The sequence below is a fragment of the Pedobacter sp. SG908 genome (genome assembly GCF_011759615.1).
Classification (GTDB): Bacteria; Bacteroidota; Bacteroidia; order Sphingobacteriales; family Sphingobacteriaceae; genus Pedobacter; species Pedobacter riviphilus.
Map to the genome: position 1 here is coordinate 1,238,719 of NZ_JAAOYY010000001.1, position 12,955 is coordinate 1,251,673.

8 protein-coding genes are annotated in these 12,955 nt (G+C 39.2%); 2 read left to right on the top strand and 6 right to left on the bottom strand.

From position 1 onward, the window contains the following. Positions 1 to 259 precede the first annotated feature (259 nt). On the top strand, positions 260 to 1,159 hold the full coding sequence (locus FHT21_RS05285) for an ABC transporter ATP-binding protein (RefSeq protein ID WP_167293699.1): 900 nt from the start codon (positions 260 to 262) through the stop codon (positions 1,157 to 1,159). Next, positions 1,156 to 4,674 carry a M1 family aminopeptidase gene (locus FHT21_RS05290; RefSeq protein ID WP_167293700.1) on the top strand — a complete coding sequence of 1,173 codons (3,519 nt, stop codon included), beginning with the start codon at positions 1,156 to 1,158 and terminating at the stop codon, positions 4,672 to 4,674. Before FHT21_RS05285 ends, FHT21_RS05290 begins: the two co-directional genes overlap by 4 nt. A gap of 231 nt (positions 4,675 to 4,905) precedes the next feature. Here FHT21_RS05290 and FHT21_RS05295 read toward each other — a convergent pair whose 3' ends face one another. From FHT21_RS05295 to FHT21_RS05320, 6 genes are all read right to left on the bottom strand, one after another. Further along, entirely contained in the window at positions 4,906 to 5,847 is a 942-nt protein-coding gene (locus FHT21_RS05295) for a helix-turn-helix transcriptional regulator (protein WP_167293701.1), read from the bottom strand. Between the two features lie 23 nt (positions 5,848 to 5,870). Further along, positions 5,871 to 6,971: an efflux RND transporter periplasmic adaptor subunit gene (locus tag FHT21_RS05300; protein WP_167293702.1), complete on the bottom strand. Its 1,101-nt coding sequence runs from the start codon at positions 6,969 to 6,971 to the stop codon at positions 5,871 to 5,873. A 13-nt stretch (positions 6,972 to 6,984) separates the two neighbouring features. Further along, positions 6,985 to 10,269, bottom strand: a complete 3,285-nt coding sequence (locus FHT21_RS05305) for an efflux RND transporter permease subunit (RefSeq protein WP_167293703.1) — start codon at positions 10,267 to 10,269, stop codon at positions 6,985 to 6,987. 13 nt (positions 10,270 to 10,282) lie between these two features. Next, on the bottom strand, positions 10,283 to 11,674 hold the full coding sequence (locus FHT21_RS05310; RefSeq protein WP_167293704.1) for a TolC family protein: 1,392 nt from the start codon (positions 11,672 to 11,674) through the stop codon (positions 10,283 to 10,285). A 236-nt stretch (positions 11,675 to 11,910) separates the two neighbouring features. Continuing rightward, entirely contained in the window at positions 11,911 to 12,330 is a 420-nt protein-coding gene (locus FHT21_RS05315) for an SRPBCC family protein (RefSeq protein WP_167293705.1), read from the bottom strand. 232 nt (positions 12,331 to 12,562) lie between these two features. Beyond that, positions 12,563 to 12,814, bottom strand: coding sequence for a CPCC family cysteine-rich protein (locus tag FHT21_RS05320; RefSeq protein ID WP_167293706.1), 252 nt, complete (start codon positions 12,812 to 12,814; stop codon positions 12,563 to 12,565). Between the last annotated feature and the right edge of the window lie 141 nt (positions 12,815 to 12,955).

Sequence of the window (12,955 nt, forward strand, 5' to 3'; positions counted from 1 at the left end):
TTTTTTTGAATGATCTGATTATAAAAGGCTCCGACTCCGCTCAGCCCGACAATATCAGGATGATCATCTTGGAAGCCATCTCTAAAGTTATTAAAGTTTAAAGTTTGCAAAAAATTTAGATGATGAAAGGTATGTTTTCGATGATGAAAGGAACATCACTGTTATTATTTCCTTTCATCATCATTTCGGCTTCCTTCGTCACTTAAATTTAACAGATCGGTTTAATCGGTCTAATTTGTACCCATCTTAATTATTTAATATGGTACGGCTTAAAATACAGCAACTTACAAAATCTTATCAAAATGGTGTAAAGGCTCTTGATGATGTTACCCTCAATATCACAAATGGCATGTTTGGTTTATTGGGGCCTAATGGAGCAGGCAAATCTTCGCTTATGCGTACACTTGCTACCTTACAGCTACCAGACGCCGGTCAGGTTCATTTTGATGGAAACGATGTGTTACAAAATCCTCAGGAAATGCGCAACAAGTTGGGTTATTTACCACAGGATTTTGGCGTATATCCTAAAGTATCAGCTATAGATTTACTTAATCATCTTGCGGTTTTAAAAGGATTACAAAATAAGAATGAACGGAAGGAACAGGTGACTTCGCTTCTGCAACAGACCAATTTATTTGAAGTGAGAAAAAGATCTGTCAGCACTTTTTCTGGTGGTATGCGGCAGCGTTTCGGTATTGCACAGGCTTTATTGGGTAATCCGCAGTTAATTATTGTAGATGAGCCCACCGCAGGGCTTGATCCACAGGAAAGAAACCGGTTTCATGATCTGTTGAGTGAAATTGGTGCCAATCGGGTGGTTATCTTGTCTACCCATATTGTAGAAGATGTGAATGACCTTTGTACTGAAATGGCAGTGATGGCAAATGGAAAATTGATTTTACAGGGTAAACCCTCAAGACTGATCGAAAAATTAGATGGAAAAATCTGGAGAAAGGCAATCGATAAGGTAGACCTGGCTCAATACTCATCCATTTTTAATGTAATTTCTACCAAAATTATTTCGGGTAAATGTTATGTATTCGTCTTAGCAGATGAATGCCCGGCACACATTTTCGAACCTGTTTACCCAGGTTTAGAAGAGGTTTATTTTTCTTCCTTATTTGGCGCTGCCAATCAAAATCTGGAGGCTAAGCTATGATTATAGATTTACTAAAATTTGAGCTGAAATATCATTTCGGGCAAATATCGTTCAAAGTGGCAGCGCTTTTGTTTTTTATTCTAGGGTATTTCTGCGTGGCACAGGGTGGATTTGGTTCTGACGACGTACATAAAAATTCGCCATATGTTATTACCAACATCATTGCCCTGCTTTCGCTTTTCTCTATCTTTTCGGGTACATTATTTAGTGCTAATGTGGTGCTTAGGGATAGTATGTATAAAATGGAAGCAGTTGTTTTTACTACTTCGATCAAAAAACTCCCTTATTTTGTCATAAGGTTTTTAGGCCTTATCATTTCTGTTTTTAGTTTACTCGTGCTGGTGGCCTTGGGTATTTACGTTGGCACTTTCTTTCTCGATGCCGATCGGTTAGGCAGTTTTCATATTATCTATTTTCTACAGCCACTTTCAGTTTTTGCCCTTCCAAATGTACTGTTCTCTGCCGGTATTTTATTCTGTACCGCCGTATTAACCAAAAATGTAAGGATAATTTATGTGGTAGGTGTGTTGATTTACATTTTATATATGCTCGCTTCGATATTTGGCAATTCGCCATTGTTGGCCACATCGACAATGAAAGCAGGTAGTCCCGATATTTTACCCCTACTTTTAGATCCTTTTGCACTTGCCTCGTTTTTTGGCGAAACCAGAACATGGACTAGTCTAGAGCGCAATCAACAGTTATTTCCATTCGACGGTACCTTTTTATTCAACAGGTTACTTTGGCTTGGTTTTACAGCCTTGGTGGTGCTAATTACCTATCGCTTATTCAATTTTCGTTTGCAGCAGCAACAACAGGCAAAAATTAAAGCAGCTAAAGCGGAAGAGGTTGAGTTGGTTCCTTATCGTGCTTTTGCAGTTTTTTCAAATGGCTTTCGTTACCATCTGGATACGTTCTTCGCACAGTTTAAACTCGAAATGATATTCTTGTTTAAAAACATCCCCATTATGGTCATGCTATTGTTATGGGTTTTTCTTTTCGGGGTAGAGTTAAAAGACCAGTTGTTCAGTGGTGTTTATGGTATTCATAGCTATCCGGCAACAGGTATTATCATCGAAGAAATACGTTCGATGAAATTCGGTCTGGTCCTGATTATTTTTTACGCGGCAGAAACCATTAGTAGAGAAAAATCAGTAAATATTCATTCCTTAATTTACAGTACACCTGTTCAGAATTCAGTTTTATGGATGGCAAAAACCCTGAGTCTTTTTGCGCTGGTTTTCATTCTCGTCACGCTAAATATTGGGATCGGTATTGTTCTTCAGCTTACACATGGCTATTTCCATATTGAGTTGCCCATGTATTTATCGTTGTACTATTATAGCGCATTCCCTTTATTACTTTTTGTAGTACTCATTGTTTTTATCCAGAATTTAAGTACGAACAAGTATCTCGGTATGTTACTGAGCATGATCGTTATTTTTCTGGTTTCGTATGCGGAAAGGTTTGGCTTAGCCCACTATCTTTTCCGATTTGCAACAGTACCTGATTTATTACATTCTTATTTTAACGGTTTTGGATATTATGCCAACGCATTTAACTGGTATATGCTGTATTGGTCGGCTTTTGTAATTGTTATTGCCGTTTTAACCATTGGAATGTGGCAGCGTTTAGTTGAAATTAAGGTTAAAACAAGATTCAGATCGATAGGTTTAATATTGAAGCAACATAAATGGACTACTGTTTTAGCATTGCTGACCTGGATTTCTTGTGCTGCATTTATTTATCATCAAACCAATACCATCGGAAAATATAAAAATAAACAGGAGCAATTAAACTGGAGTTTGGCTTATGAGCAGAAATATAAAAAGCTGGCAAGCCTGCCCCAACCAGTAATTAAAGCCGTTAAAATGAGTGTAGATTTATATCCTAGTGAAGGAAAGTACAGCATTAAAGGTACCTATAACCTAAAAAATGAAACAACTTTGCCCATCACAAAAATATGGATCTATGTTGATCCTGATATAAATTCTTTTTCTGTGAATGTTGCCGGAAGTAAAAAAAGCGAAAAGGATGAACGGTTTAGCCAGCAGTTTATGACCTTAAAAACACCTTTGCAGCCTAATAAAGAGGTTGTGATGCGTTTTTCTATCGAAGTAATTAAATCGGGATTTACTCCTTTTAATAGTGAAAACTCTATTGTGAAAAATGGAACTTACATTGAAATAGAGAAATTTGTACCTCATTTGGGCTATTGCTATAATTTTGAGTGCGAAGATAAACACGAACGGAAAAAAGCAGGTTTACCCGAAGTTGCAGACAAACCGAATCTTAACAAAATTTATGAGTTGATAAACTTAGAAACAACCATTTCTACAGCTATTGATCAGCAGGTGATCACCGTTGGAACATTGCAGACGAGTTGGTTAGCCAATAACCGGCAATATTTTAAGTATAAAACCGCTATGCCGATTAATTTCATGTTTGCACTGAGCAGTGCACAATACACACTGAAAAAAGAACGCTACAAGGGGATAGATTTAAGTATTTATTATCAGCCTGGGGAGGAATATAATTTGAAAAGTATGTTTAAGGCTGTTAGAGATGCCTTGGATTACGGTAATGCGCATTTTGCAAAATACCCCCTTAAACAGTTAACCATCGCCGAAATCCCTCAATATAAAGGTGCTGCAACAGCCTATCCGGGAGTGGTTTTTAGTGAAGAGAACATTAATTTTCTAGGGAATTATAGTCAGAAAGGCACTATTGATCAGAGTTATGCCATCGCCGCACACGAAACTGCGCACCAATGGTGGGCAAATATATTGGCTCCGGCAGATGGTGCAGGTTATGCCATGCTCACCGAATCGTTGGCTAAATACACCGAAAATGTACTGATTGAAAAGACTTTTGGCAAAATGTATTTAAGAAAATATTTGGCTTACGATAATAACCTATACTTTTTAAACCGGAATAATAATGAAGAGGAGCTACCCTTGGCCAAAACCTTAGATCAGCCTTATGTACATTACCAAAAAGGAGGATTAACGATGTATGCGGTGAAAGAATTGATTGGAGAGCAGAAATTCAATACAATATTGAGTCAGCTTATTATCGATCATGAACATCCGAAGCCTAAAGCTACAGCGGCCGATTTGGTAAATGCGATTTTAAAGGAAGCTTTGCCTAAACATAAAAAGTTTATCAACGATTGTTTTAACGGGGTAGTTACTTATGATTTGGGTATTAAATTGATCAATTGTAAAAAACTCACTAACGGGAAATTTAAAATTGACCTAGAAATTGATGCAGAAAGGTTAAGTAATGGCGATAAAAAATTACCGGATCTTGAAGTAGATCTTGCCTGTTTTGACCAATTGGAAATGGATTGGGAACCTGATACTAAACCTATATATGATCAAAAGCTTCAAATAAACCAGCATAAAACCAAACTTTCCATTATTGTTGCGCATAAACCCAAAACGGTGGTTATTGATTCTTATGGATATGTATTAGATGCTGATAAAAGCGATCATTTAGCTGTGGTGGATTAAAAAAAGAATTACTAATACAGGAGATTCTGAATCAAAGGTGCGTCCTGCTGAACTTGTTTCAGCATCTATTTTTGAAAATCGTTATTGATAAGACCCTCTCCTTAGATTCCAGGTTTCGTTGCACTTAGTTCGAAATGACGGATGACTACATGATGAAATAAAAAAGCGCCTTTTCCTCATTTCAGGATTGGCGCTTCACTTGTTAAACGACTAGGTTTAATACTATTCTTATCAATTTGCCCTAAAACCTTTTGGTGTACATTGCATCTGACGTTTAAAAAATATGTTAAAATTAGCGGGGTATTCAAAACCCAAACAATAAGCAATTTGTGCGATATTCCATTCAGTATGTTTCAGCAAGGCCACTGCTTCGGTTGCTATCCTTCTCGAAATGTGCTCAGAAGTAGTTTTTCCAGTTACTTCCTTTACCGCATGGTTTAAGTGATTTACATGCACCAGTAAACGGAAAGCAAAATCGTGGGCTGTTTTTAACTCTAAAATATGCTCGGTAGAACCGATTGGGAACTGTCTTTCCAACAATTCGAGAAACAACGCGGTTAAACGTGCCGATGCATTGTTCTGTTTAAATAAAATATCCTGTGGTTTTACCTTTAATGCTTCGTGAACAATAAGTTGCACATAATTCCTTAACAGATCGTATTTATGGATGTAGTCGCCATCCATTTCTTTCATCATTTTACAGAAAATATCCCTTAACGTTACTTCCTCTTCTTCATCAATATGAATTACCGGACTATCATTTATGCGCCACAATAACGAATCGCGAAGGGTTTCGTTGCGGTTATGGATAAAATTCTCGGTAAAGAGGCAGAAAAAACCTGCAGGTTTGGGCGAGGTACTTTCCCAGGAATATGGAATATTCGGGTTGGTAAACAGTAGCGCCCGACCTTTAATTTCTATGTCAGCATCCGCATAATGCAAAATGCCATTGCCAATAATCAACGAAATTTTATAAAAATCCCTGCGGCTAAAAGCAGAGGGGATGTTGGTGCAAACCACACTTCTATTAAAAACATTAAAGTGTCCGATATCATTAATCATCCCCAAGCTTGGCGTAGGGATCTCTGGCCGGGTAATTTTCAGCCTATTATAAAAATCCTCTAAAGTTTCCTTTTTTTGAAGCGTAGAAAGCTCTTGATTTTTTGATAACATAATTAATCCTTAGTCACGTAAAGTTATGGTTTAATCACCATTCCTTCATGCATTTCCTCTGTAGGTTCTGCCACTAATTTGTCACCTTCTGCCAGCTCACCAAAAACTTCGACTTTATCTTCAGTTTCCCTGCCTTTTTTTACAGCCACTTTAACCGCTTTGTTATCCGCTACTTTTAATACAAATAAGCCTTCGCTGGTATCTAATAATGCCTTTTTAGCGATGACGAAAGTGCTGGCATTGGCCGGAAGCGGGATATTCAGCTCAGCTACCATACCAGGCAATAAAACTTTTGAAGCATTTGGAACATCCATCTCCACACGCTCTGAACGTAAACGGACATCTAAAGCACCGGATAAACGTTTCACTTTAGCTTTAAAGGTCTGATTAGGCAAAGATTTTACAGTGAAACTAATTTCATCGCCCGCTTTTAAATAGCCCGTATAAACCTCCGGAATGGAAACGGCCAAACGCAGGTTTTTCTGATCCTGCAAAGTAAACAAAGGCAGATCAGAGCCCTTACCCGTAGGACCAACATAAGCACCTAAATTCACATTTCTGGCCGAGATAATGCCGCTAAAAGGTGCCCTGATGGTTAAATAATCCTGAACTGAACTTACTTCTTTGTAGGCCGCTTTTGCTGCTTCGAGCTGTGCTAAATCCGAGTTCTTTTTTGCCATCGCCTGGTCCAGGTCGTTTGTAGAAATCGTTCCAGGCGTTTTGCTGGTTTCGTACAAACGGTTGTAATTCGCTTTGCTCGCCGTATAAATTGCTTCTTGTGCTTTTATCCGCGATTGTGTTGCGGCCAGTTGCGAACTCATTTCGGGTGCTTCCAACGTCATCAATAACTGCCCTTTGCTTACTTCTGAGCCGATATCAACTTTTAAGGTTTTTACAAAACTGCTTACTTTAGCATATAAATCAACTTGTTGCAAAGCAATTAATTCGCCCGGTAAACTCAGTTTGGTTGATAATTTCTCTTTTTTAAGGTCGAATGTAGCTATCGTTGCTTCTTTTTCTTTCTTGGGTGTTACTTTCGATTCGGAGTGCCCACAGCCATATATAGCCGTTAGTACTAAAAATCCTGTACTCCATAATCCTGTTGAAAATATCTTTGTATTCATTTGTAATGATGATTTATTCGTTTTCTTGTAAACCTTTAATGTAATGGATGCTTTCTTCATCTTCCGGATCAAGCGATATGGAATCGGTAGTCTGTTTGCCCTGAACCCATGCAAATACCAATGGCAATATAATGAGTACGGCAAATGTTGAGGCCAATAAACCACCAATAACCGCTCTGCCCAATGGTGAAACAGCGCCACCGCCTTCACCATGACCAATGGCCATTGGCAACATACCCGCAATCATTGCAATACTCGTCATAATAATTGGACGTAAACGTAATGCAGCAGCTTCGCGTGCCGATTCGAGTGCATTGCCATTGTGCTTTCTTAATTGCTCTGCATTGGTAATGAGTAATACAGCATTGGCAATAGAAACTCCAACTGACATGATAATCCCCATATACGATTGCAGGTTTAAGGTTGATCCGGTGATGGTTAATAATAGTAATGAGCCTAAAATAACCGCTGGTACAGTGGCTAAAATAACCAATGGTACTTTAAAAGATTGGAAATTGGCCGCCAGCATTAAGAAAATTACCACAATGGCCACAAATAAGCCCGATTGTAAGCTGTCTAAAGTATCAGTTAGCACCTTACTTAGGCCTATAGCGGTAACATTTAATCCGCGCGGCAGTTCGCCAACGTTTTTAATGGCTTTTTCTACGTCTTTAGATGCAGTCCCCAAATCGGTATGGTAAAGGTTTGCTGTTACCGATAGGAAGGGCATGGCACCAATGTTATCGTTTTCTCCAGCCGTGGTATCGGGAGTAATTTTTGCAACATCGCTCAATACTGGTCGTGCCGAGTTTTTCAATAAAGGAATTTCTCCAATATCATCTTTACTGGTCATTTGGTTCAGTGGTACCTGAACCTGAACACTGTAAGGCAAAGCCGCTTTTTCATCTAACCAGATATTTTTATCTGTATAACGTGATGATGAAGTTGAAGCAATTAATGACCTTGAAATATCGGCCATATCTACCCCAATCTGCGCTGCACGTGTTCTGTCGATATCGATATTTAATGATGGATATTTAATGGGCTGTGCCAGCTGAACATCTCTCATGTACGGGATTTCCTTCAATTCTGCGAGGATTTTATTGGCATATTTTTCATTCAATTTTTTGCTTTTGCCTGCAATACGTACTTCGATGGGGGTAGGAGAGCCTTGGCTCAATACCTTATCTGTTAGTTCTATCGGCTCGAATGAAAGTTTAACATCAGGCAATACTTTTTTGATTCGTTCCCTGAACTGATCTTTAAAATCGTCCATATCTTCTTCAAAATCTTTTAAGCTTACCTGAAAAACAGCTTCATGCGGACCAGCCATAAACTGGTAGATTGGGTTTACTGAAAACTGAGCAGGGTGCTGACCAACATACACGGAGGAAATGCCCACGTGTTCTTCGCCAACCATTTTTTTCAGCTCAGCCAAAACCACATTTGCTTTTTCTTCGGTCCGTTCCAAGCGTGTCCCATCAGGTGCACGTAAACGCAATTGAAACTGACTCGAATTCACCCGTGGTAAAACATCGCGACCGATATTAGCCAATAGCAACGCTGCCAGGCCGATAATTACCACCAGATAAATCAAAACAACAGACTTTCGATAAGGCAGTATCCGATCAAGGAAACGCATAAAACGGTTTCTGAACCTATCGAAAAAACCAATTTTACCATTGCCACTAAAATCTTCGCGTTCAACCAGCACCCTTTTTTGGTTCAGGGTGTCTTTTTCCGATTCGAGTGTAATGCCGGTGGCAGCAAAATCGGCCTCGTCTTGTGTAATGCCTGGGTGATGATTACTGCCTTTTTTAGGATGTGCAATCATCAGCCAGTTGGCCATAATCGGTACGAAAGTTTGCGATAACAAGAATGAAACCACCATCGAAAAGCCAATTGCCAATGCCAGCGGTAGGAATAGTGCTCCAGGGATACCGGTCATGGTAAAGGCTGGTGCAAATACAGCAAGGATACAAAACAGGATTAGCAGTTTAGGAAAAGCGATTTCCTTACAGGCATCCCAAATAGCCAGGGCCTTGGGTTTACCCATATCAAAATGCTGGTGGATGTTTTCTATCGTTACAGTTGATTCATCTACCAGAATACCAATGGCTAGTGCCAATCCGCTCAGTGTCATGATGTTGATTGTTTGCCCAAACAACTTTAGGAACAGCACCCCGGCAATAATAGAGGTGGGAATGGTCAGGATTACAATCAATGCAGCTCGTTTATCGCCAAGAAAAAGCAATACCATCAAACCTGTTAATATTGCACCAATGGCACCTTCGCTGATCAGACTTTTTACGGCGTTGATTACATAAACCGATTGGTCGAACTCATAAGAGAGCTTAACATCTTCTGGTAAGGTATTTTGGATGTTAGGCAGGTTTTTCTTTAAGTTTTTAACCACTTCCCAGGTAGAGGCATCTCCAGATTTGGCTATACTTAAATATACAGAGCGTTTACCATTAATTAAGGCATAACCAGCTACTAAATCGGCTCCATCTTTAACCGTTGCCACATCGCGGAGCTGTAAATTTTGCACACTACCTTTAAATAGGGGAATGTTTTCAAAATCTTTTACCTTTTTAATGGTATAATTGGTTGGTGTGATATAGTTTTTATCGCCTATCCTCACATTTCCCGAAGGTGCGGTTTGGTTATTTAGCCTAATGGCTTCAACCACTTGGTCTACCGTTAGGTTATGGGAACGCAGAAGTGACGGGTTTACGTTAATTTCTATTGTTCTAGGGCTACCACCAAAAGGGGCGGGAGAAAGCAAGCCAGGTATAGCCGAAAAACTAGGGCGTACATAAGTATTGGCCAAATCTTGCAATTCGTTGTTGGTACGGATAGGGCTGCTCAGTACCAGTTGCCCTACAGGAAGCGACGAAGCGTCGAAACGGATAACGAATGGCGGTTGCGAACCTGGCGGGAAAATGGCTTGCGCCCTTGTAGACAATGCACTTAACTCTGCTGCCGCCTGGGCCATATTGGTGCCTTCGTAATAGGTAAGCTTCATGAGCATTAAACCCTGCGTATTTTTGGTTTCGATGCTTTTAATGCCGTTTGCAAAAAGCAGGATGTTAACATATTGTTTACCAAAATAAGCCTCCATTTGGTCGGGTGTGTAACCACCAAAGGGGTGCGCAATATAAATTACCGGAAGGTTCATCTGCGGAAGGATATCAACCTTGATCTGGTTGATGGCCCCTATACCGAAAAAGAACAAGCCAGCCACTAAAACGATGATGGATATGGGTTTGCGGAGTGCGAAACGTATTAAATTCATTTATATAGCCAGATTAAAATTCGTTGATAAATATGTCGTAATTGCCCAATGCAGCCGATTTGAGCAATAAGGCCTGCCAAACATTGGTAAAGGCAATATCCCGGTCGGTTTCTGCACGGTTTAAGGTAAAAAGCGCCTGCGTAAGATCTACCAATGTAGTGAGTCCGTTTCTGTACAGTGTGCTTTTTTGTAGATAAGCATCCGATGCTGCCTTTACCTGGATAGGCGCTTCCCTGTAATTGGCCAAAGCGTTGGCTAATTTAGTTTCTGCAAGTGTTAATTGTGCTTTAAGTTGCTGATCAACAAGGTTGTATTCTTCCTTTAAGCCTTGGCTAATGTATTCCTGTGCACGTACTTGCGGACGGTTTTTTAGCAATGTAGATAGATTCCAGGTCATTCCTATGCCAATCAAATAGTTTCCGCGCGTGGGGTTTATTCCATCGGCATAACTGGTAGAATAAGCAGTTTGATCTAAGGCATAACCAGAACTAAAACCCGAACCTTTACCCTGCATTACCCCAAAAAAGGTAAACGTTGGGTAATATAATTTTTTGAAATAATTAACCTGTTGCTGGCTAACATCAACACGGTTTTGATAAAACTTTAACAGTGGATGTGAGCTTTTGATTGTTGTGTCTTCGAGCAGATTGCCAGGGATACGGGTAATTGAGGTGGTATCTAGCTCGTAAGAGGTTGCGGTTAATCCCATTAAAACGCTCAAACGGTTGGCTTGTTCCTGTTCCAGATCTTTGGCTTTTGTTAGTGCGATTTTAGCATTAGAAACTTCGGCTTTTGCTAATGAAGAATCTACCCCGGCAATTAATCCGTTTTTGGCCCTGATGACGGCCGTATTTTTAAAAGTAACAGCGCGATCGAGATTTTTCTGTTGCGATTTGCTTAACCTTTGTGCAGCCAGCAAATTTAAATATGCTGCAGAAACACGGATTTCCTGCTGGAATTTTTCCTGTTCCAGGTCGTTTTTATCTCTTTGGTAAGTAGCATCAGCAATTTTAATGCGCTCTTTGATTTTTCCAAAAGTGAAGAAATCCCAGTTTACATTAGCCAGATAGAGTCCACCAAAGGCGGCATTCCAATTTTGTTTGCCTAAAGCAGGACCAGAGGAAGCCGTTCCCAAACCACCAAGTCCATATTGTGGTCCGTTTTGGCCGTTAATGGTACCATAATCTTGTTGGGCACTTAAACTGAAGTTCGGTAGATACTCTCTTTTAGCCTGTTGGATAGATAATTTTGATGCATTGGCGTAATCATCTTTGGCCTTAATAGTGCCATAATTGTTTAATGCAGTATTAACAGCTTGCTTAAGGCTAAGCGTTTGTGCACTTACGCCGATAGATAGACTGATAAATAATAGTAACGAAAAATAAAATAAAGATATACGAGACATAGTGTATAATTTACACGGCAAATGTAAATTATGGTAGCAATATCAAAGTATTCAGTTCAAATCAAAAATTATGCGAATCAAATAATAATCGAATTGTTACTTAAGGCATAAAAGAGGGCACTTCCTGCTACTAAAAAATAATAAAGGCTGTATCACAAAAATGAAATTGTCATCCTGGGCCTGTCGAAGGACGGATGGAATTACAAATATGATGCAACCTGTTATTAACAAGGTGTTTATGATTCCTCTGTATAACTTTTAAAATTATCCAGAATGGCCTGCCATCCGCCACGTTGCATTTCGATTGGGTTGGTAGATTCTGCATCGAAAGTTTCAGTTATCCTCGTTTGTTCGCTCAGTGCATCAAAAATAATGCTTACTGTTCTGCCATCGTCCATGGTATATTCGATTTTTTTATGCTGATCAACCGTGGTATAGGTTCCGCCTAAATCAAAACTCATACTGCCATCTTTTGCAGCCATGGTGCTTTTAAATTTACCACCAACTTTTAAGTCGTTTTCTGAATAAGGGGTATGCCAATCTGGTGAGGCAAATGCCCATTTTGTAATATGGTCTGGATTATTCCAAAATTCCCAAACCTTTTCTACGGGTGCATTTACTGTCGTTTCTACGGTGATTGATGTTTTATTTTCCATGTTTTAAGGTATTTAATTTTTTAATAAAGTTATAGGAACTTTAACAACTCAGAAAGAGTAAATACGACAAAATAGGGGGTAGAATACCCTTAATTGATTGTAGGAACGCAATTTTAGCATGTAGTTTGTTTTTTTTTTATATGAAGAGGTTGTCAGGTTTTCAGTGTAGTCATTTAAGAAATATAGGTTTAGTGATGAAATAAGATCAATCCCTTTTCTTTTTTAAGTCACTCTATTCTCCAATCTCATCTTTTTCAGGTGGTCTTACAAAATCTAAAACCCTGCTCTCTTTAGCCCCAAAAGACTTAAAATTCACTTTTGATTCTCGCAAAGAGACTGAATTCGGTCCCCCATCATCATCAATACGCGCCTCTTGATAAAAATCTTTTTGCCAAAAACAAACCGGGCAGATCATTGAAATCGCATCCTTCTCAATTGTATAAAAATCGCAACAAGCACATTTAATTTTATTTTCTGCATTCATTATTATTATCTAAGCCTGCTCAAAGTAGGAAGATAGTAAATTTAGATCAATTAACCTGTCGTTAGTTTTTCTCTATGTGAAGCGCAATTCGGTACTACTATTAAGGTTTTCTCCCCGCTTTCCGTTTTACTTCGTGCTCAC